Source organism: Marinobacter sp. AC-23, assembly GCF_001858325.1.
GTDB lineage: Bacteria > Pseudomonadota > Gammaproteobacteria > Pseudomonadales > Oleiphilaceae > Marinobacter.
The window spans coordinates 1-21,430 of record NZ_MBPP01000055.1 but is presented as its reverse complement, the minus strand read 5'-3'; the positions used below and the strand labels follow the sequence as shown (position 1 = coordinate 21,430).

The 21,430-nt window shown below is 55.4% G+C and carries 19 protein-coding genes and 1 pseudogene; 8 read left to right on the top strand and 12 right to left on the bottom strand.

Annotated elements, in window-relative coordinates:
* Positions 1–32 precede the first annotated feature (32 nt).
* A complete protein-coding gene (locus BCA33_RS15980) occupies positions 33–1,475 on the top strand; it encodes an aspartate kinase (RefSeq protein WP_071267409.1) in 1,443 nt (480 codons plus the stop codon).
* A 112-nt stretch (positions 1,476–1,587) separates the two neighbouring features.
* Here BCA33_RS15980 and BCA33_RS15975 read toward each other — a convergent pair whose 3' ends face one another.
* The 4 genes from BCA33_RS15975 to pdxH all read right to left on the bottom strand — a co-directional run bounded on the left by BCA33_RS15975 (position 1,588) and on the right by pdxH (position 4,170).
* On the bottom strand, positions 1,588–1,947 hold the full coding sequence (locus BCA33_RS15975; protein ID WP_254774504.1) for a DUF3429 family protein: 360 nt from the start codon (positions 1,945–1,947) through the stop codon (positions 1,588–1,590).
* 205 nt (positions 1,948–2,152) lie between these two features.
* Complete coding sequence (locus BCA33_RS15970) at positions 2,153–2,755, bottom strand: DNA-3-methyladenine glycosylase I (RefSeq protein ID WP_071267433.1); 603 nt, start codon at positions 2,753–2,755, stop codon at positions 2,153–2,155.
* A gap of 28 nt (positions 2,756–2,783) precedes the next feature.
* Positions 2,784–3,566 (bottom strand): 4'-phosphopantetheinyl transferase superfamily protein, encoded by a 783-nt coding sequence (locus tag BCA33_RS15965; protein WP_071267407.1) that lies wholly within the window; start codon positions 3,564–3,566, stop codon positions 2,784–2,786.
* On the bottom strand, positions 3,535–4,170 hold the full coding sequence (gene pdxH, locus BCA33_RS15960) for a pyridoxamine 5'-phosphate oxidase (protein WP_071267405.1): 636 nt from the start codon (positions 4,168–4,170) through the stop codon (positions 3,535–3,537). The genes BCA33_RS15965 and pdxH overlap by 32 nt, the downstream gene beginning before the upstream one ends.
* A gap of 204 nt (positions 4,171–4,374) precedes the next feature.
* Between pdxH and BCA33_RS15955 the strand changes: the two genes are divergently transcribed.
* Together BCA33_RS15955 and yfbR are read left to right on the top strand one after the other, a co-directional pair.
* Entirely contained in the window at positions 4,375–7,200 is a 2,826-nt protein-coding gene (locus BCA33_RS15955) for a DUF748 domain-containing protein (RefSeq protein WP_071267403.1), read from the top strand.
* A 44-nt stretch (positions 7,201–7,244) separates the two neighbouring features.
* Positions 7,245–7,838 carry a 5'-deoxynucleotidase gene (yfbR, locus tag BCA33_RS15950; protein ID WP_071267401.1) on the top strand — a complete coding sequence of 198 codons (594 nt, stop codon included), beginning with the start codon at positions 7,245–7,247 and terminating at the stop codon, positions 7,836–7,838.
* A 462-nt stretch (positions 7,839–8,300) separates the two neighbouring features.
* Here the strand turns inward: yfbR and BCA33_RS22150 are convergent.
* Both BCA33_RS22150 and BCA33_RS15940 read right to left on the bottom strand, forming a co-directional pair.
* Positions 8,301–8,798: pseudogene (locus tag BCA33_RS22150) on the bottom strand (paraslipin); the annotation flags it as partial.
* Between the two features lie 107 nt (positions 8,799–8,905).
* Complete coding sequence (locus tag BCA33_RS15940; protein ID WP_071267399.1) at positions 8,906–9,364, bottom strand: NfeD family protein; 459 nt, start codon at positions 9,362–9,364, stop codon at positions 8,906–8,908.
* A 199-nt stretch (positions 9,365–9,563) separates the two neighbouring features.
* Here BCA33_RS15940 and BCA33_RS15935 point away from each other — a divergent pair, with 199 nt between their 5' ends.
* Positions 9,564–10,379, top strand: a complete 816-nt coding sequence (locus BCA33_RS15935) for an SDR family oxidoreductase (protein ID WP_071267397.1) — start codon at positions 9,564–9,566, stop codon at positions 10,377–10,379.
* 53 nt (positions 10,380–10,432) lie between these two features.
* Positions 10,433–11,236, top strand: a complete 804-nt coding sequence (locus BCA33_RS15930) for a class II glutamine amidotransferase (protein WP_071267394.1) — start codon at positions 10,433–10,435, stop codon at positions 11,234–11,236.
* Between the two features lie 45 nt (positions 11,237–11,281).
* On the opposite strand, the gene BCA33_RS15925 is transcribed toward BCA33_RS15930, so the two are convergent.
* Positions 11,282–12,187: a metal-dependent hydrolase gene (locus BCA33_RS15925; RefSeq protein WP_071267392.1), complete on the bottom strand. Its 906-nt coding sequence runs from the start codon at positions 12,185–12,187 to the stop codon at positions 11,282–11,284.
* A gap of 210 nt (positions 12,188–12,397) precedes the next feature.
* Here BCA33_RS15925 and BCA33_RS15920 point away from each other — a divergent pair, with 210 nt between their 5' ends.
* Both BCA33_RS15920 and BCA33_RS15915 read left to right on the top strand, forming a co-directional pair.
* Positions 12,398–13,504, top strand: a complete 1,107-nt coding sequence (locus tag BCA33_RS15920; RefSeq protein ID WP_071267390.1) for an AraC family transcriptional regulator — start codon at positions 12,398–12,400, stop codon at positions 13,502–13,504.
* Positions 13,505–13,674: 170 nt separating this feature from the next.
* Complete coding sequence (locus tag BCA33_RS15915) at positions 13,675–14,082, top strand: NINE protein (RefSeq protein ID WP_071267389.1); 408 nt, start codon at positions 13,675–13,677, stop codon at positions 14,080–14,082.
* Here BCA33_RS15915 and BCA33_RS15910 read toward each other — a convergent pair.
* The 5 genes from BCA33_RS15910 to BCA33_RS22145 form a co-directional block, all read right to left on the bottom strand.
* Positions 14,075–15,472 carry a wax ester/triacylglycerol synthase family O-acyltransferase gene (locus BCA33_RS15910; RefSeq protein WP_071267388.1) on the bottom strand — a complete coding sequence of 466 codons (1,398 nt, stop codon included), beginning with the start codon at positions 15,470–15,472 and terminating at the stop codon, positions 14,075–14,077. The two genes, BCA33_RS15915 and BCA33_RS15910, sit on opposite strands and share 8 nt — an antisense overlap.
* Positions 15,473–15,586: 114 nt before the next feature.
* A complete protein-coding gene (nirD, locus tag BCA33_RS15905) occupies positions 15,587–15,955 on the bottom strand; it encodes a nitrite reductase small subunit NirD (protein ID WP_071267386.1) in 369 nt (122 codons plus the stop codon).
* 148 nt (positions 15,956–16,103) lie between these two features.
* On the bottom strand, positions 16,104–18,611 hold the full coding sequence (gene nirB, locus BCA33_RS15900) for a nitrite reductase large subunit NirB (protein WP_071267384.1): 2,508 nt from the start codon (positions 18,609–18,611) through the stop codon (positions 16,104–16,106).
* Positions 18,612–18,639: 28 nt separating this feature from the next.
* A complete protein-coding gene (locus BCA33_RS15895; RefSeq protein WP_254774493.1) occupies positions 18,640–19,479 on the bottom strand; it encodes an NAD(P)/FAD-dependent oxidoreductase in 840 nt (279 codons plus the stop codon).
* Positions 19,439–19,867: an FAD-dependent oxidoreductase gene (locus BCA33_RS22145; RefSeq protein WP_254774492.1), complete on the bottom strand. Its 429-nt coding sequence runs from the start codon at positions 19,865–19,867 to the stop codon at positions 19,439–19,441. Before BCA33_RS22145 ends, BCA33_RS15895 begins: the two co-directional genes overlap by 41 nt.
* A gap of 342 nt (positions 19,868–20,209) precedes the next feature.
* On the opposite strand from BCA33_RS22145, the gene BCA33_RS15890 reads away from it, so the two are divergent.
* Positions 20,210–21,430 (top strand): nitrate regulatory protein (locus BCA33_RS15890; RefSeq protein WP_071267382.1); only part of this gene is annotated, 1,221 nt, incomplete at its 3' end.

Sequence of the window (21,430 nt, the reverse complement as noted above, 5' to 3'; positions counted from 1 at the left end):
CATTCATTCTGCAGGGTAGCCAAGGTAGAACTATGACTAGTCAATTACATACCGTCGAGAAAATAGGCGGCACTTCAATGAGCAACTACGAAGCCGTGCGCGACAACATTATTGTCGCGAGTCGTAGCAAGGAAGAGCTCTATCAGCGCATCTTCGTGGTGTCTGCCTACAGCGGCGTGACCAACGAGTTGCTGGAACATAAGAAAACCGGCGAGCCGGGAGTTTACGCGCTGTTCGCCGATGCAGAGTCCGATTGGGCGTGGGGTGACGACCTTACGAAGCTGATAAAGTTTATTACGGATATCAATGGTGAGCTGTTTGAAGATCCAATGCTGAAGCAACAGGCGGATCAGTTCATTACCGACCGAATTGAAGGCGTTCGCGGTTGTCTTATCGATCTTCAGCGCCTTTGCTCTTATGGCCAGTTTCAGCTGGAAGAACATTTGCTAACGGTTCGCGAAATGCTTGCGGGCATTGGCGAAGCCCACAGTGCGTTTAACACCACCCTGAAGCTCCAGCAGGAGGGTGTTAATGCACGTTTTGTGGATCTTACCGGTTGGCGCGATACTGAGTTGCTACCGCTGGATGAAAAGCTTAAACAAGCTTTCGATGCCGTAGATTTAACCCGCGAGCTGCCCATCGTAACCGGCTATGCTCAGTGCAAAGAAGGCCTGATGCGCACCTTTGATCGGGGTTACAGTGAAATGACATTCAGCCGTGTGGCCGTTATTACTGAGGCCCGGGAAGCCGTCATTCACAAGGAGTATCACCTGAGCTCCGCAGACCCCAATATTGTGGGCGCTGAAAAAGTAGTACCTCTGGGCCGCACAAATTACGACGTGGCAGACCAGCTGGCAAACCTGGGTATGGAAGCCATTCACCCCCGTGCCGGCAAGGGCCTGCGCCAGTCGGAGATTCCGCTGCGAGTGATGAACACCTTTGAGCCAGAACACACTGGCACCCTGATCACCGGCGATTATGTGAGCGAAAAACCACAGGTTGAGATTATTGCCGGCGCCAAGGGCGTATTTGCTATTGAGGTGTTTGATCAGGACATGCAAGGTGAGCCGGGTTCAGATCGCCGCATTCTGGAGATCCTGAGCCGCTTCAAAGTGCGCTTCATGTCAAAAGACACCAACGCCAACACCATTACCCATTACGTGGGCAGCACGCTCAAGCACGTTAAACGTGTGGTGAGTGCGCTGAGGCAGGAGTTTCCAAACGGTGAGATCAGTACCCGCAAAGTGGCGATGGTTTCAGCCATTGGCAGTGACATAAAAGTACCTGGCATTCTCGCGCGCTCCGTTAAAGCTCTGGCCGACGAGAAAATCAGCGTACTGGCACTGCATCAGTGCATGCGCCAAGTGGATATTCAGTTTGTGGTTGATGAAGACAACTATGAGAGAGCGATCATTGCTCTGCACGGTGTCCTTATCGAACCCCATAACCATGAGTACGCCATTGTTGCGGCCTGAGTGGTGAGAGCCCGGGTGGATTCTTTTACAGGCAAGGTCGCTTGTGAAGAATCCACCTTTGGCTTGAGGCGGTTTATTTTGTAATTGCCCGGCGAAACCAGGTCTTCCGTCTTTAAAGACTGTGGCTTGAATGGAGCAAAAAGAACCAGGCGCCAACAGTCAGCTGACAGGCTACTGCCACAAGGGTCAGAACAAGCCGTAGGCGCAGATACCAAGCGGGCCAGTACACCCGCATCCAGTATGCGTCGGTCACATACAGGCCAAGGTAGGCAAGGGTATAGAGTACAACTTGTACCGGTGTACTCAGCAGCAGGCCAACACCTGCGGTAACAAAAAACACCTGGCTTAGCAGCATGATTGCCAGAGGCGACAACGGGTAGCAGCGGTTATCCAGCTGCATGGCTATGGGCCAGTAAACGCCCGCCATAAAAGCCAGAATGCCTGCGCTGTAGAGATAAAAATAGCTGAGCAGAGAAACGCTGTGTTGTGGCAGCGCTAAAAGAGCCGCGACGCAGGCAATGAAGGGTATCAGCCTGCCATCCCTACCAGAATTGCCAGTCTCGCTACTGAAATCACGCTTTTCGCCCCTGAACTTGCGGTCTCTGAGCCCGGCGACTTACTGTGAAGCCCCAGGATATCTAATTACTCAGAACCTACGAGTGCGTGGGCATTTAAGATCATTGGGCGAGTGAACGACACTGCGTGTGCTGCGGGCAATAAACCATGTGGTCGTTGACCATACCGGTAGCCTGCATAAACGCGTAGACAATGGTTGGGCCTACAAACGTAAAGCCGGCGCGTTTCAGTGCCCGGGACATGGCTTCGGATTCTGGCGTGGTAACCGGTACTTCATCAAAGGTGCGCCAGTTGTTCTGGACGGGGCTGTTGTCCACAAACGACCAAAGAAACTCAGAAAACCCGGTGCCACTTTCCTGTAGGCCCAGAAATCCTCTGGCGTTTTTGATGATCGACTGCACCTTCAGTTTGTTCCGCACAATGCCGGGGTTCGTCAGCAGTTCGGCGACTTTGGAATCATCGTACCGAATGATCTTTTCCGGATTGAAGTGGTCATAGGCGGCACGATAGCTTTCCTGTTTGCGTAAAATGGTGATCCAGCTCAGGCCTGCCTGCTGGCCGTCGAGGCAAAGTTTTTCAAACAGAGCCAGATCATCGAATTCGGGCCTACCCCAAACCGTGTCGTGGTAATGCACATAGAGCGGGTCGGTGCCGCACCATGGGCAGCGCTCTGTGGGTGCTTTATCTTGCTGGGAAACGGGCATGTTTTGGCCTTTCGGTGCGATTTCAGGGCTAAGACTTTGCATGAATTTTGCGCTGGAACATGGGCTCCCAGTGCGTATCCAGTGGTTCTGCTGTGCTCAGACTGTAGTCATCAAGGGGCGGTTCCAGCAAAGTGATAGACGGCCATGAACTGTGTTGGTTGCTTGCAGTTTGCCTGTGCACCAGTGTGCATAGAAAGCCCTCTGTGTAAAAGGCGCTGGCTTGCCAGTGGTCGTCTGGCTGGTCGCCGTAGAGCTCAAAATTCCTCCGTACTTCCAGAGTTTGCAGGTTGCCTGCAATGCCCCGGCCAGTCGCCTTCAGCCAGGCTTCTTTCAAGGTCCAGACCCGGAGAAAGGTGTGGGGGTCGTCGTCCTGAAACAACCACTCCTGCTCAATGGGAGAGAACCACCGCTTAACCACTTTCTGCCACTGAGGGTGTCGCTTACTGGGCTCAATATCTATACCTAGCGCAGAACCATAGTGGGTGCTGCAGGCAGACAGCCCGTGGCTATGACTTAGGGAGAGGTGCCAGCCCGCGGGGCTGGCAGAGGTGGTTGGGCGTCCTTCCACCGGCCAGCACTGATCTGGCGGAACAGAGCCTGCTTTGCTTAGCGCCTGGCGTATCAGCCAACGGCTGGTGAGAAACTCTGAAGCTCGGGAGCCGCTGAGTCCGGCAAGTTTTTGGCGTTCGTGAGGTGTCAGCCAACCCGGCACAACAGCCGGCACTTGCCCTGCGTGGTGGCACAATTTGATGGTAGGCTTCTGCCGCACGCGGGCCAAATCAGGGTTGAAGTCGTTGGATGAGCCAGTCATTGCCTTCCCTCACGTATTCAAAACGGTCGTGGAGGCGGCTGGGACGGCCCTGCCAAAATTCGATGCGCTCGGGAACAACTCGATAACCACCCCAAAAACCAGGCAATGGCACCTCGCCTTCGCTGAATTTGCGCCTCATCTCTGCCACCTTCTGTTCCAGTAGCCCTCTTGAGGTAATAGCTTTACTTTGCTCAGACACCCAGGCGCCTATCTGGCTGCCTCTTGGGCGCGAGGCGAAGTACTTCAGGGATTCGGTTTTGCTGACTTTCTCTACCTTGCCTTGAATACGCACCTGGCGGTTTAGTCCAATCCAAGGGAATAACAGAGCCGCTCTGGGGTTTTCAGCAATTTCGTGGGCCTTGCGGCTTTCATAGTTGGTGTAGAACACAAACCCGCGCTCATCAAAGTATTTCAGCAGAACCGTGCGCAAATCGGGCATGCTGTCGGCACCGCTGGTGGCCAGTGACATGGCATTGGGTTCGAGAATGCCAGCCTCGCGGGCGTTGCCGAACCAGATTTCGAACTGCTGGAACGGGTCATCGCTCAGTGCTTCGCGATCGAGCCCTTCACTTTCAAAGTCGCGACGCATATCGCCGATGTCCATAAACGCCTATCCTTGTTCGCCAAAAACCAGAAAAGTAGTATTAAAAAAGATGGCCAAAAAAGTCTGATACGACCGCTCAGGATATAGAGATCAGTTTAACCTGTCAGCGATTGCTGCATAGTGGCTGACAAATCGGTGCTGGGCCTACTATCCTTAGGTATTGGCTTCTTAGTTTCAGACTCCACCGTCGGAAAGGAGAAATCCGTGGCCCAAAGCCATAAACGCAGCCGTCTTGCCAGAAACCTGGTAATCGGAGCGCTCGTACTCATCGTGTTATACAGCCTGGCTGGTTTTTTGCTGCTCCCTTGGTGGCTGAAGCGTGCGCTGCCTGATCAACTGGAGCAAAACATGGGCTGGCAGGCTGATGTTGGGGATATCAGCAGCAATCCGTTTGCGCTGAGTATCGAAGCTCTGAACCTGTCGGCACAAGATAGTGATAACGAAAAGGTCGTTGGGTTTGATCGCTTGTATATCAATCTCAATTTCTTTGAGCTGGTTCGTGGCATTGTTGGGTTTGAGGCCATCGAACTTGAAGAGCCGTTTATCCGTCTGGATTTGCTTGAAGACTATAGCGTGAATTTTGCCCGGGATTTTCAGGCGGCCAGCGCAAGGGATAGTGGCAAGCCGGCAGCGCAACCTGAGCCTGAGGAAGATCAAGCCCCGCCTGCGCTGTATTTTCAGCAGCTAACCGTAAACGGTGGCGAGTTGTTGTTCCGGGATTTCACTCAGCCAGACATGGCCGAGTTCCGGGTTACACCGCTGGACCTGACGTTGAGCGATCTGGCTACCTGGCAACGGGAGGGCCGCAGTAGCGACTATCACCTGCAGGCTGCCCTGGGCAGCCAGACTGTTGAGTGGCAGGGCAACCTCAGTGTTACACCGCTTTACTCCAACGGCAACCTGTCTATCTCTGGCGTGGATCATAAAACCATTGGGCATTTCCTTGCGCCCTATCTGCCCTATGATTTGCGCGGAGGCAAAGTAACGGTGAGCTCAGATTATGAGGTGCAAGCCGGTGACGTTCTAACCCTGTCTACCCGCAACGGCCGCTTGTCGGTGAAGGATCTGGCCGTTGCGCCGAATAAGCAGAGCGAGCAACCCCGCCTGACAACCGCGGCCATTGCCATTGATGCCATCGGGTTTGATCTTAATACCCGTGAGGCCACGATGGGCGAGGTCTCGCTGGAGCAGCTCGATGTTGCGTTGGCGCGGAACAAGGCCGGAGAGATTGACTGGCTTGCCGCGCTGGATGCCTTTGCCCAGAGCGATAATACAAGCGAGTCGGAACCAAAAGCACCAACAGCGGCGGAAAGTCCTTTCCGCTGGTCGCTGGGAGGTATCCGCGTTTCTGATGGACGTGTGCTCTGGCAAGACCAGCAGCCGGACTCGCCCGCAGAACTGGCGCTGGAGCAGGTATCGCTGACCATAGGCGACATAACCAGCGCGATGGAATCACAAGTGGCATACCAACTGCAAGCGGCTCTGGCCAGTGGTGGCAAGCTTTCCCTTAAGGGCCAGCTTACCCCGCAGCCTTTCACGCTGGAGGCGGCTATTTCCGGCTCTGGGGTGCTACTGGCGGCGTTTGAACCGTATTTGCAGGAGTCTGTTAACCTTGCGGTTGCAGGTGGCACACTGGGGCTGGATGGAAACCTGGATTTAGACGGCCAGCAGGAACCTTTAACCGGAACCTTTAGTGGTACTGCGGAGGTGTCTGGGTTGAGCCTTCAGTTGCCGGGCAGCAAAGAGCGTCTGATTTCATGGCAAACGCTGCGCTTGGCACCTATTGAATACAACGTGCACCCGGCCAGACTGGAAATCGGCACGGTTACCCTCGCCCAGCCGGCTGTTAATTTGGTCCGCAACACCAACAGTGTTCACAATATAGCGCAGATTGTATTGCCGCCTGAGGCTGGAGATACCTCTACCGCGCAACAGGAGAGCACGGGCGAAGAGGCTCAATTCATCTTTCGTATTGGCCAGTTAATGGTTGAGAAAGGCGCGCTCGACTACACCGATCGCACACTGGACCCGGCTTTTACAACGTCGGTCGATCAGCTCAATGGTTCGGTTACCGGCTTGAGCAACGTATCACCCCAGCAAGGCAAAGTGTCCCTGAACGGTCGAGTGGATGGCAGTGCCAGCGTCGAATTTGACGGCACGATTGCCACCCTGGGGACCGAAGAGACCAGCCACCTGAAACTGACCCTGAAAGATCTCTCGTTACCGGCACTGTCACCCTACTTGGGTCGATATCTGGGTTATGGCATCGACAGCGGTAAACTGGAATTGGATCTGGATTATGAAATTACCGGCAGCCAGATAGATGCTTCGAACCGGGTGATAATGGACCGTTTCGGCTTGGGGCAGGCCATTGCCAGCCAGGAAGCGATTAATGCACCGGTGAAGCTCGGGCTAGCACTACTTAAAGATAGTAACGGCGTGATTGAGGTAAACCTGCCAATTAGCGGGGATATGGCCAGCCCTGAGTTCAGCGTGGGCCAGGTGGTTATGAGAACGTTCGTGAACTTGCTGGCCAAGGCGGCTACATCGCCGTTCAGTGTGCTGGGTTCAATTGCCGATCTTGCGGGCCTTAGCGGCGAAGAGTTGGGCCAGATGAGCTTTGAGCCAGGCACCGCTAAACTGGCTCAGGGCGAGGCCGAGAAGCTGGCTGTGCTGGCGGACGCTTTGCTGGACCGACCGAATCTTTTGTTGAATATCCGCGGTGGTGTTTCGCCGTCTGCTGATGGGTTGGTGCTTTTGCGTGATGAGTTGGCAGCAAGCCAAGGCGACGAGTTGACCGAGCAAGCCTGGCAAGAAGCTCGCAAGGCCTATCTGGCGGGGGAGCGGACACTGAACGCACCTGAAGTACTGAACAATCTAGCCAACGCGCGGGGTGCTACGGTTCAGGAAATACTGCGGGACACTCACGGTGTGCCAGCCAGTCAGTTATATATGCTCGATCCCTCGCGCAATGCGCAGGTGTCGGATGATGGCAACGTCATCGTCGGGTTTACTCTGGACGCTCGTTAAGGTGTTCAAGCATTACACAACGGCAGTCATAAGGATCAAAGCGCGTGCCCAAGGCCAGTAGTCATTTTTTTGCTTATGTTTCCCGGCTGCGGTGGATCAAGCGTTGGGGGTTGATGCGCAACGCCATTGAGGAAAACGTAGCAACCCATTCCTGGGAAGTGGCCACCCTGGCCCACGCACTGGCGCTGATTCGCAACCGGCACTTCGGCGGACAGGTGAACGCAGATAAGATTGCCGCGGCTGCGTTGTATCACGATGCAACCGAGGTGATAACAGGTGATATGCCCACGCCCATAAAATACCATTCCAAAGTTATGCGCGAGGCCTTCGGCGACATTGAACACAAAGCCGAGGCGGAATTGTTGGCGTTGCTACCGGAAGACTTGCGTGAGGATTTTGCACCCTATCTTCAGGAATCCCAGTTACCAACTGAGGATCGCGAACTGATCAAAGCAGCAGACCGCTTGTCGGCCTGGCTGAAATGCCAAGCGGAAGTGCGCGCGGGTAACCGTGAGTTTGAGCCTGCTGAGAAGCAGATTAGGCAAAAGCTTGAGCAGGAGGGGTTGCCAGAGGTGACCTATTTTATGAAAGTGTTCGCACCTAGCTACGACGAGCCGCTGGACAACCTGCTGGGCTGATGCCAGCAAGTTGTCCACGGATTTGCGAGTCTTAGAGGTTGCCGGCGCCACCAACCAGCCCGCCACGCAGGCCGTCTTTTTGCAGCGACTGACGAACCACATCGTCTGGGCTGCCGGCCAGTTCCCGGAACATTCCCATAGAACCCAACAGAGCAGAAGACTCGTAGGTACAAACACCCGTTCGCCGTCTTTTGCCATATTCGGCAATACCTTGATGTAGCTTTGCCCCAACAGATAGCCGATAACCGTCTGTTTGTTGTCTTCAGAATCGCCAATGGCGCTCAGTACCAAGCGAATGGATTCCTGCTCACCCTGCGCTCGCAAAATGGCAGATTCTTTGTCGCCCTGGGCGTTAAGAATAGAGGATTCCCGCTGGCCCTGTGCCTTGGCGATCGCTGCGGTCTTTTCACCTTCTGCTTCGGTAACCGTGGCCCGGCGCTTACGCTCTGCTGCCATCTGCAGACGCATGGCGTCTTCTACTTCTTCTGGCATGTTGATGTCTTGAACTTCTACCCGCGTGAGCTTTACACCCCATTTGGAGGCCGCCTCTTCCATTTCGGCCTGAATGGCGTTGTTTACCTCGGCACGGGACTCGAACAGCTTGTCCAGTTCCATTTTACCTACCACCGAACGCAGCGTGGTTTTGGCCAGTACTTCAACCGCCTGGCTCATGTTGGCCACCTCATACACCGCGCGGCGAGGATCTATGATCTGGTAGTAAAGCGCACCGTTGATCTTAACGGTCACGTTATCGGTGGTTACCACCGGCTGCCCGGGGAAATCCATGACGGTTTCCCGGCGGTCAATGCGAACTTCATCGGTGGTCATCGGGTGGTATTCCTCGCCCATGCGCATGTAGCGGATCATGGTGATGGGGCGGGGCCGCTCAACAAAGGGAATGATGATGTTCACGCCGCTTTCCAGAACGCGGTTGAACGAACCCAGGCGCTCAATAACCATAACTTCTGACTGCCGGATAATCACCAGCCCTTTGGCAATGATGAAGATGCCGATGGCGACAACGATCAGGCTGATAATAAGCCCCGGTGAAATAAACGATTCCATGCTTACTGCTCCTTGTGTGTAGCTGTTTGGACAATGGCGGTGGTGCCATCAAATTGCTTAAAAATAACCTCGGTTCCCTCTGGGAAATCGGTAGCCCCGGTATTGTCGTCTCTCAAGCGATAAAAGTCGCCGTTAACTTTGATGCCTGCTGCGCCGTCGAAATCTCGCTTTAGTGTGCGGTATCGCTTGCCGTGCTCGACGCCGGTACCAGTGGTTCCGTAAGCCACACCCTTGGGGGTAAAGCATGGCCGGATCCAGCGGATAGCGATGGGCACCAGCAGGCCCGAGAATACACCCATGCCAACCAGTTGCCACTCGAATGACATGCCGACGTAAGCCAGTACCGCCGTCAGAGCAGCAGCGATAGCCAGTGCCAGCAGCAAAAGCACGCCGGAGGTCAGCTCAGCCAGCCCCAGCACAAGGGCCAGAATCAACCAGAAATGCGTAATACTCCATTCCATACAGAAAATCCGCAGGTTCAGGGTTTAAGAAATCCGTGAGATCGAACTCCCGGAGGATGGATTGTACCGAAAAGCTTAGGCTGAGTCCGAGTGGCCCGGGCGCCGTGCAACATCGAAATCGAAAGCCATATGCTGATCAGCGGGAGTTGTTAGAGTATCTTCTTTCATCAGAACAACACACAACAAGAGGCTGGTGGCCATGAAAGATCTGAAAAACAAAGTGGCGGTGGTGACCGGGGCTGGTTCCGGTATTGGGCGAGCGCTCGCCAAAGCATTGGCCATGCGCGGCTGTAGGCTGGCGCTGTCGGATGTTAACGAGGAAGGGTTGGCAGAAACGGCTGCAGCTATCGAGGGCTCGGAGGTCAGAACTTACCGGTTAGACGTGGGTGACAGAGACGCAATTTACGCCCATGCCGCAGAGGTGGCAAAGGATTTTGGCCAGGTTAACATCATCATCAATAACGCAGGTGTTGCACTCTCAGCGTCGGTGAGGGAGATGACAGATGCTGATTTCGAGTGGATCATGAACATCGACTTCTGGGGCGTTGCCCATGGCACTCGTGCTTTCCTTCCACACCTGATTGCCTCTGGTGATGGCCATGTCGTGAACATCTCCAGTGTGTTTGGCCTGATCGGCGTGCCTACGCAAAGCGCCTATAATGCGGCCAAGTTCGCAGTGCGCGGATTCACCGAATCCCTGCGCCAGGAAATGAAGCTGGAAAAGCAGCCGGTTGCCGTCAGTTGTGTGCACCCAGGTGGTATTCGCACTAACATCGCCAATTCGGCGCGCACCAGCAAGGCTGAACACGCTGCAGAACTGCGCAAGGGCTTTGATAAATTGGCCATGACCACGCCGGAGAAAGCCGCCGAAATTATTGTGAAAGGCATGCTCAAAAACGAATCCCGTATTTTGGTGGGGCCAGATGCCTGGGGCATTGACGCTATTAACCGCATACTGGGTTCGGCATATCAGCCATTGGTAGAGCGCTTTTCCCGTAAAACGCTGTATATCTAATTCCGGTATTCTTGCGGTAGAATTCTTGATGCTGCAAGGAGCCGTTTTAGCCTATGTGTGAACTACTGGCCATGAGCGCCAATACACCGACCGATCTTTGCTTCAGCTTCACCGGGCTGACCCGCAGAGGCGGCGACACCGGCCCCCACAAAGACGGCTGGGGTGTGGCTTTCTATGAGGGTAAAGGCGTGCGGGCGTTCCATGATGTGGATGCCAGCGCCAACTCACGGCTTGCCGAAGTGGTTCAGACTCACCCTATCAAAAGCGAAGTGGCTGTTTGCCATATTCGCCAGGCCAATGTGGGCGAAATTTGCCTGGCTAATACCCATCCGTTTATGCGTGAGCTCTGGGGCCGCTACTGGGTGTTTGCCCATAACGGCCAGCTTTCTGAGTTCCAGTCGTCGCCGGGGTTTTACGAGCCCGTAGGCGGCACAGACAGTGAGGCGTTGTTCTGCGATATCCTCAATCACCTGCGTAGCCAATGTGATCGTAATGACTCGGTCGAGGCTATTACAGAGCGTTTGGTTCAGCTCTCGAAAGCTTATGCCGGTCAGGGTGTGTTCAATCTGTTGTTGAGTAACGGCGACTGGCTGTTCACCTACTGCACCACCAAAATGGCCAGCATCACCCGCTGCGCGCCTTTTCGCCCTGCACGGCTGAAAGACGCAGACGTTATTGTGGATTTTGAATCTGAAACCACGCCGAACGATATCGTGAGCGTTATCGTAACCGAGCCGTTAACCAGCGATGAAGAATGGGATATTTACCAGCCCGGTGAATGGCGGTTGTGGCGCAAGGGTGTTGTGGTGGCGAAAGGTATTGCGGCGAACGAACACAGTGCTGGGGCCGGAAACTAAGCAGGCCAGCGTTGTCGGACCGGCCCACTTGGTTGCGCTTCGGAATTACTGCAGGGTTTTGCGATTCCCGCCCTGGTATTGCGGTGCAATATAAGCCTGAATCTCAGCTTTAAAGCGCGCAACCAGCTCACTGTTGTCATGATCCCAGGGGTGGTAGCCCGGCTTGAAGTAGCCAAACCAGGCAGGAATCAGGCTGGAGAAGGTGCCGTTCTTGCCCCACAAGCGCCACAAGCCGCTGGCGGTATCAGCAATCGAGAAGCGTTTGGCGTCGTTCAGCATCATACGGCAGGTGAAATAGGAGGCCATGACACCCAGGGCAGCCGTGCTGAAGGCCAGGTAAAACGTCCTTTCGGCGTAGGTGCCCCCGACCTGCTGGAACACATCATAAGCGACTGCCTTGTGCTCGGTTTCCTCAATAGCGTGCCACGCCCAAAGCGGCCGCATGGTTTCATGCATGCCCTCACGAACATCGTCGCGCTCCAAAAGCATATCCGCCATCATGGCGGTCATGTGTTCCAGCGCACAGGTAATGGCTAGCTGGTGGCGCTTTGGTAGCTTTTTGGTGGCGCCCAGAACTATCGCGAGGTGTTTTTCCAGTTCGTCCACCGGCATACCACGATCCCGCACATGCTGGTTCATGGCCATATGCTCCAGGGAATGCATGGCCTCCTGCCCAATAAAGCCCCGTACCTCGGCTTTCAGCTGGGGATCGTTAATCTGAGCTCGAAACGCACGCACAGAATCCACAAAAAACTGTTCGCCCTTTGGAAAAAGCACCGAAAGCGCGTTCATTGTATGGCTTAGAAAATGGCTGTTCTCCAGCCAGTACTGGGGCACCTGTTCATCAAATTCAAACCCCATGCGTTGGGCTTTGATGTCGACGTTATCAGGCGTTTTTGACGCCCGGCTGGTTGTGGCAGCCTGCTTTTCGGCGGTTTTTGTATTCAGCATGGGTTTACTCCTCACATTGGCTGATGTCATGGCTTCAGTGTGTCGGAGTCCAGTCTTGGGCTGAATGCGAAAATGGGACGGCCATCATTCTAAATAGGACAAAATTGGCCAGCGCGACGCGGGCCTGGGTGCAACCGGCCCCACTGTGATGGCTGCGGGCTTCTGCTAGAGTCTTCCTTGGGCGTTCATTCAGGCAATCAAGGGCAATCTATGGCGATCCCCGGATCGGAAAAAGAACGGCAAATGCTGGGATTGTTCCTGGTGCCGGGCGTGTATATGCGAGTGCTGGCACAAACCGTGCGACAGCTCGGACACAACGACCGGCCGCTCTATGAAGGCCTGAACTTCGGGCCAGAGGATCTGAAAGCCAACGACAGCCGTGTGTTTGTTACCGATGCCATGATTATGGCCGAGCGCGCACTGAAGCTGGCCGGCAAAGACGGGTTAAGCTTTATGCTGGCCCGGGAGCTGCGAGTAACCATTCACGGCACTCTCGGGTTCGCTGCGCTAACCAGCCCTACGCTTGCCGGGGCTCTTGATTCCGTTCGCCGCTATCTGCAGCTTCGAGCGCCTTTTTTGAGCATGAGCCAGTCGGAAACCAATGATCACGTGTTGGTGAAGCTGTGCACCGAGTTCGACGTGCCCGGTCTCTATCCATTTCTGGCGGAAACCGTTACCGCTACGCTGGTGTTGCTCACCGAGCAGCTACTGGATCGCAGCGATGCAGAAAAGCGCGGATTTGCACTTGATAACGGCAAACTGCCCGGCGTAAGTGTGCGCCTCGGCGGCCCGGAGCCGTCTTATTACCGCAAGTATGCCGACCAGCTGCCCGTAAAGTTTGAGTATGACCAGCCTGATGAACTACTGGTGCTGCCGAAAGCACTGCTAGATGTGCGTATGCGGCTTGCTGATGCAGACGCTTCCCGCATGGCCAGCGATGAGTGCGAATTCGAACTACAGAAAGCATTGAAGGATCAGGGTGACCTCTCCATGGCTGTACGCAACATGCTGCGCATGATGCCCGGGCCGTTGCCCTCGCTGGAAGCCATGGCGGAGCGTTTCTGCGTATCGTCCCGAACCTTGAAGCGCCGGCTGGCAGACAGGGAGACCAGCTACCGTGAAATCGTAGAAGCTGTTCTAAAGGACCGCGCCATTCAGTTGTTGCGGTACACCAACCAGTCGGTGAGCGAAATTGCTTATGAACTTGGCTATGCCGATCTATCGAATTTCAGCCGTGCTTTCAAAAAGTGGACCGGTAAATCCGCCAGTGAGTTCCGCGAAGGTGGGCCTGATCCGGCGCCAGAAGTGGGACCTTGAGCTGCATACTTGGGAGCATGGGTGCGGGGTGGTGTTCTCTTCCTTGGGAAAAACAACTCGCTTCGCTCAGACATTTTTTCCTGGCGGAAGGAAACACCCACCCCACACCCTTGCGGAATTGAGGTGTTAGCCCCATATAAAGGGCACGAATAATTTTCATTGGAGTTGTCATGGTTAACCGGCCAGATACGCACAGCAAGTTGTTTGGTTACCTGCTCTGGATCTTCGGGTTTTTGGGCGCCCACCGCTTTTATTATGGCAAACCGATTACCGGAACCATCTGGTTTTTTACATTGGGGCTGTTTTTTATCGGCTGGATAATCGATCTGTTTCTCATCCCTTCCATGGATGAGGAGGCTGACAGCCGGTTCCGTGAGGGTGAGGTCAACTACAACATTGGCTGGTTGTTGCTGACCTTTACCGGCGTTTTTGGGTTGCACCGGCTGTATATGGGCAAGTGGATCAGCGGGATTATCTACCTGCTGACCGGCGGCCTGTTCCTGCTGGGCGTGCTTTATGATTTCTGGACATTGAACGCCCAGATTTCAGAGCGTAACCGGCTGGTGAGGTTTAACTGACAGCACCCTGTTCCAGTTCCACAAGGCCATCCTCCAGGTAATCCAGCATCCGCTGCAGGCTAGGTAGCGTGCGGCGGCAGCCAATCAGCCCGAATTCTATCTGATCCTTGTAGCTGGTCAGGGTCATATTCAGGGCCAGCCGATCCATGGCGATGGACACGGGGTACATTCCCTCTAGTTTGGCGCCGTTCCAGTAACTGGTCTCTTTCGGCCCGGGCACGTTGGATATCACCACGTTGAAGGTCTGCCATTTCGGGGCCACGCCTGTCAGCAGATGGAACGCCGCTGGCGCCAGGGTCAGTGCGGTGTAGTTGACGATTTCTTCCGGCGACATCTGAGCGTAGCGGTCTTTGCCTTTCTGCATACTTTGATGAATCTTTCGCAGTCGCGTGCCGGCATGGCTTTCATCCGTATACAGGTTGGCCAGGATAACGCCCACCTGATTGCCCTCGGCCTGGCTGCCTTCCGGTTTGTCACCGGCAGACTTCTCATATTTACGTAGCGATACGGGAACCATCGCGATCAATGGCTTCTCCGGCAGTGCATCCTGATTCATGAGGTAAGTTCGCAAAGCGCTGGCGCACATGGCGGTGACTACGTCGTTTACGGTGGTGCCATACGCATGGCATACAGCTTTAATTCGTTTCAGGCAGTAAGATTGAGCTGCGAATCGGCGGGAGCCGGTAATTTTCCGGTTTAAAATGCTGCGAGGTGCCTGAAACATGGATTTATAGACCGGGTCTTTGCGAGCGGCGTTTATGGTGCGCAACAGCTCCCGCGCGACGGTCGGCACCGTACCCAGTTGTTTTCCCGATTCCCCCAACAAATGACTGATACTGCGCCATAGCGAAGAGCCGCTGCTATCCTCATCCCGCCGTGGTCGTGCCGGTAGGTCCCAGATGGGAGGCATATTGCGCTTTGCGGGGTCCGTGGACAGCATTCTCTGAAACATCCGCATTGCAGAAACGCCATCCATCAGGGAGTGGTGCACCTTGGTGTAAACCGCAAACTGCCTGTCGCCCAAACCCTCGATAAGGTGAAATTCCCACAACGGACGTTCGCGATCCATAAGGTGTGAGTGTTCCGCGGAAACAAAACCAAGCAGTTCACGGATACGGCCAGGGGTAGGCAGAGCTTCAAAACGAAAGTGATGTTCCAGATCCAGTTGTTTGTCGTGCACCCAAACGGGCTGTGCTAAACGGCTGTCGAGACGACGATCAAAAGGCGCCGTCACTTCGGTATCCTTGCGAAGCTGCTCGGCAAGCCTGGCCACATAATCGTCCGGTGCATCGTCGGGAAACGAAAAAATCTGCAGCCCGCCCACATGCATGGGTTGCTGGCGTTTCTCCAGCCAGAGGAAAAGCTGGTCGGTGGGGCTCAGAGGCTTCACGGGCGACATCCTTTTTATGGGCGTTTTCCTGATATTAGCTCAGGTTGCCCGGGAGTGGTTGACCTCTGGTGGATTCCGGCCCGTCAAATTGCCCTGATTTAGCTTCTTGCCCGGTCAGGCAGCCACGGCTTCCCGTTGCTTATCGGCGGTTTCCAAAACGATCCGGTTACCGTCCAGGAGAACGGCGTAGGTTTTGACCCTGACCGAGTCGTCTTCCAGACAGACACCGGTTATCAGATTGAAGTGTTGTTTATAGAGCGGCGAGGCTACGACGGGCTCTCCTTTAAGATCCCCCGTGATACCGCGTGCCAGAACATTAGCGCCGCTGAACGGATCGGTGTGGCTGATAGCAAAGAGCGCCGGCAACCGGTGCGGCAGATAAAACACCGCCACCGGCCCGTCTTCCGTCCAGACAGCAATGCCGGACTCTGGTACCAGGTCTTCAACAGTACAAACCGCGTTCCAACAAGTACGAGCTTTCATCTGTATTCTCCATGAGTTTTCGATATTCGAAAGTTCTGAGAGTGTGGTGGTATGGGGTGTTTTTCCGCCGGGAAAAAGATGTCTGAGCGCAGCGAGTTATTTTTCCCAGAGGAAAAGCACCCCATGCCGCCGCGCTCCTGCACACAAGCTACGCAGATTCCAGAACAGGTCGCCTCTGCCCCCGCTCAGTCGTCCACTGCTGCACCGGATCCTTCTGCTCCGGCAAATTCACGAACTCCCGGAACCGCTTACGCTTCTCGGGATCTTCCACTGCAGTTTTCCACTCACACTGGTAAGTATCTGCAATACCGTTCATGTGCTCCTCCAGCTCCGCACAAATGCCCAGACTGTCCTCAAGAATCACCTTCTTCAGGTAATCCAGACCGCCCTCCAGGTTCTCCATCCACACACTGGTACGCTGCAGCCGGTCGGCCGTGCGCACATAGAACATCACCACCCGGTCAATGGTGCGAATCAGCTCCTCATCAGACAGATCGGTCGCAAACAGATCAGCGTGGCGTGGGCGCATGCCACCATTACCGCAGACATAAAGGTTCCAGCCATTTTCGGTGGCAATCACCCCGAAATCCTTGCTCTGAGCCTCGGCACATTCCCGGGTGCAGCCAGACACCGCCATCTTTACCTTGTGCGGCGCCCGCAGGCCCTTGTAGCGATTTTCCAGGTGGATCGCCATGCCCACGCTGTCCTGCACGCCATAGCGGCACCAAGTGCTGCCAACGCAGGACTTCACCGTGCGCAGGGACTTACCGTAGGCGTGACCGGTCTCGAAACCCGCGGCAATGAGCTTCTCCCAGATCTCCGGCAGCTCGCTCAGAGTGGCGCCGAACAGATCAACCCGCTGGCCGCCCGTGATCTTGGTATACAGGTCGTACTCTTTGGCCACCTCGCCCAGCACGATCAGTTTGTCGGGCGTGATCTCGCCACCAGGAATGCGTGGCACAATGGAATAGGTGCCGTTTTTCTGCATGTTGGCCATGAAGGTGTCGTTGGTGTCCTGCAGCGGCACGTGGTCGGTGGCCAATATGTGTTCGTTCCAGCAGGTCGCCAGAATCGAGCCGACCACTGGCTTGCAGATGTCACAGCCCTGACCCTTGCCGTGCTGGCTGATCAGGGTGCGGAAGGTGCGGATGCCGTTAACCTTCACCAGATGGAACAGGTCTTGCCGGCTGTAGGGGAAGTGCTCACACAGGTCTTTGCTGACCGCCACACCACGCTTTTCCAGTTCATTGTCGACCACGTTCTTGAGCAGGGCAGTGCAGCCACCGCAACCGGTGCTGGCCTTGGTCTCGGCCTTGACGCCGGCAAGATCACTGCAGCCGGCGTCAATTACGCCGCAAATATCGCCCTTGGTGACGTTGTGGCACGAACAGATGGACGCGGTCTCTGGCAGTGCGTCTGGCCCCAGGGTCGGAGCGCCACCCTGTCCCTCCGGCAGGATCAGGGTTTCCGGGTTGCTTGGCAGGGCTATGCCGTTCAGCGCGTATTGCAGCAGAGTGTCGTAATGGCTGTTATCGCCCACAAGAATGGCACCCAGCAGCGTCTTGCCGTCTGCGCTGATCACCATGCGACGGTAATGGCCAGCCTGTTCATCGTTAAAGCGGATGTTGCGGGCGCCAGGCGTTTGGCCGTGGGCATCGCCAATAGAGCCGACATCCACGCCCAGCAGTTTCAGCTTGGTGCTCATATCAGCGCCGGTAAAGGCGGCATTTCGATCGCTGTTCAGAACCGACGCCAGGGTGCGAGCCATGGTATAGCCGGGGGCTACCAGTCCGAAAATTCTCTGGTCCCAGAGTGCGCACTCGCCAATGGCATGGATATGCGGGTCTGAGGTGGTGCACTGGTCATTAACGACAATGCCGCCACGTTCACCCACCTCCAGGCCGCTGGCTCGCGCGAGTGCGTCTTGCGGGCGAATACCGGCAGAAAATACGATCAGATCGGTTTCCAGGTGGCTGCCATCATTGAAGTTCATGCGCAGCCGAGCATTTTCGCCTTCAACGATGTCGGTGGTGGCTTTCTCGGTGTGCACCTGAACACCCAGCTCTTCGATCTTGTGACGCAACAGCGCACCGCCGTCGGTATCCAGCTGCACCGGCATCAGGCGGGGCGCGAATTCCACCACGTGCGCCTGCAGGCCGAGACTTCTTAGTGCGTTGGCGGCTTCCAGGCCTAGCAGTCCGCCACCAACCACCACTCCGGATTTACCGTCTTGGGCGCTGGCGCGGATAGCATCGAGATCGTCCAGGGTTCGGTACACGAAGCAGTGGGGATGCTCGCGACCCTCAATCGGTGGTACGAATGGAAAGGATCCGGTTGCCAGTACCAACTCGTCGTAGCCGTAGTTGCCCTTTGGAGTGGTAACCATGCGCTGGTCGCGCTCCAGTGCGGTGACCGGCTCATTCAGCTGCAGTTTAATACCCTGCCCGGTGTACCAGTCTGCGGTGCCCATGGCGAGATCTGCGTGGGTGGAGCCGGTGAAATATTCTGACAAGTGAACCCGATCATAGGCCAGCTGTTTTTCCTCCCCGAAAACGAGTATCTCGTACTCAGCGGCCTCAGGGCTGGCGACGAATTGCTCCAGGAAGTGATGGCCAACCATGCCGTTGCCAATCACGATTAAGGTTTTCTTGCTCATTGCAGTGTCCTCTCTCAGGAGCAGCGGTTCAGGCCGCCTTACAAAACGGTTTGCCAAAGGGCAACTGGGCCCGGAACAGGTCGATGTTGGTGTTACCGGTAATCAGCTCCTGGTACCACGGGCCCTGACTGGTATTGCCCACCAGGATGGCGCCGACCAGGCGGTTGTCGCGAATCAGCAAGTGGCTGTAACTGCCGGTTGCAAAGTCTTGCCAGACCAGGGATTCGGTGTGTTCGTCGGGCGCTTGCTGACCACAGGAAAAAACCGGTATGCCGCTGATTTTCAGGCGAGTGGCGGTGACGGATGGTCGGTATGCGGCGCCCTCGGCTGGACTGGCAAGCACGGATGCCAGGGTTTTCGCCTGCTGATAGCCCGGCTCCACAAGTCCGAAGGTTTCGTCGTTGAACTCACAGCACTCGCCAAGAGCAAATATGTCCGGGGCGCTGGTTTGCAGTTGCGCATTAACTTGAATGCCTCGGCCGCAGATCATCCCGGCGCTTTGTGCCAGTTCGCGGTTGGGCGTGATACCGGTGGCGATAATAACCAGATCGGTGCTGATCAGGGTCTGGTCATTCAGTTGGACGGCGCGAACACTGTCCCGCCCCAGTAACTGGATTGGCGATGTCGATGTCAGAATGTTGATGTCGCGGGCGGTCAGTGCATCGGACAGGAGCTTACCGCCGTCCGGATCCAGCTGTCGGTTCAGAAGGTGGCTGCTTCGGTGCAGAACAGTGACATCCATGCCTCGACGCTTTAGCCCCTCGGCAGCTTCAAGCCCCAGAAAACCACCACCGACCACAACCGCCCGTTGCCGGCTTTGGCTTAGTTCAATAAGGGTGCGGGTGTCGTTGAGATCCCGGAAGTGCATGACGCCATTCAGCTTCCCCAGGGATCCCGAGGCGGGCGGGGCTGGCCCCGGTTGCAATAACCAGCGCGTCGTACCTGTAAACGCGACCGGTGCTTGTTGTTACGGTGTGATTGTCGGGAGCGATGGCCTGGACCGCTTCGCCGTGATGAACCCGAATGCCGTGACGGGCAAACCAGATGTCCGGTTTCAAGGCCAGACTTTCCTCGTCGGCGTCTCCGTTGAGCAGGGCTGAAAGCTGAATCCGGTTGTATGCCGCACACGACTCGCCATTGAACACAATGATATTTCGATAGGGTATTGAAGACTTGCCCATCAACTCTTCAAGGAATCGTTGAGCCACCATTCCGTGGCCACAGACAATCAGTGTGGGTTCCATTTTTCGGATCATCTCTGCACCTCTGCCCCGTTTAAAGCCAAAAAAAACCGGAGCACCTCATCCCCTCGGGGAATCGATGATCCGGCGCCAATGCCATCAACAGTGTTCTGGTAGCTCGGCCGAATCCTTGGCCGGAATAATCATCCTTGAATTGTATAAAGCGATGTTCGTGCCAGCTTTAAAAAATGTTTAAAATCAATATCTTGGTTGTTTGTTGATAAGTGTGGCGCTTGAATATGCGGCTTTTTCGCACTTTGCAGGAGCGGACTGCACAACTTTGATGCCTTTTTGCTGGCGCGGTAATTGCTCCAGTCTCCAGTAACGCAACAGTGTGGCTACACCCGGAGTTTTGAAATGGATATCAGCAAACGTCAAAGCAACTTTTCCCAGCCCTCAGCTGAGGATTATCTGATCGCATCCAGACGGTGCGAGCTTATGAACCTCCAGTACTTTTTGCAGATGGGGAAGCTGGTGCAGAGCATTAGCAACCTCGTGCACGGGCTGCAGCGGGAGCGCGGTGCGTCCACCATTTTTCTGGGATCGGATGGTGAAAAGTTTGGCCAGGAACGAAAAACAATGGTCGCGGAATCGGCGTGTTTGTATATCGTTTTTAATCGGGCCCTGGCTGAGATCCATGAAGAGCTGACGACTCACCCTGTCAGCAGTCACTTGCTGGCGCATATTGCGAGCGCCCTTCATGGGCTGGGGAGCCTGACGGCGCTGCGAGTGCGGGTGAAAGCCCGGTCACTGTCGGCGTCAGAGGCAACCGAATCCTACAGCATGATTATTCAACGGCTGATAGCCGTGGTTTTCGAAGCGGCGGATACTGCAGTAGATCCCTCGCTTGCGCGTTTGCTGGTGGCTATGGTGCATCTGATGAAGGGCAAAGAGTTCTGTGGTCAGGAGCGTGCAACAGGCTCCGCCGGATTCTCTAAAGGACGCTTTGATCGTGCACTGGGCCGGCGCATGACGCACCTTGTTGAAGCGCAAGGGCGGTGTTTTGAGGTGTTTATCGCGTTTGCTGATGAGCAGAGCGGCCGGCTACTGAAGAGCCTGCTTGCTCATGAGCGGGAAAAGGAAGTCGAGCGCCTGCGGCGGTTCGGGTGCTCCATTGGCCGATACAAACCCCTGGACCCGGAACTTGCCGATGACTGGTTTGCGCTAATGAGCGAGCGTATGGATGGGCTCAAAAAGGTAGAAGAATCGGTGGAAAGCAGTTTTCATGGGCGCTGCGCAGAACGCTATGCAGACGCACGGAGCTCACTGGCACATCATGAGACACTGATTGCAGCACTTGATCAGCCAGAAAATCCTGTGCCGTCCATGTTGGTACTATGTGAGCCAGGCAGTCGTGGGCAGACCCCGTCAGGTGAAGTCTGGAACAGCGACGGTATTGGTCAACAATTTGGACGGTCGATTTTTGATCTGGTGCAGGAGCAGTCACGTCGGCTTCAACAGATGAACGAGGATTTGCAGAGTGCCAAGGAAGCTCTGGAAGAGAGGAAAAATCAGGAAAAAGCGGTCTTGTTGCTGATGCGTCATCGCAAAATTAACAATGATGAAGCCCATCGGGTT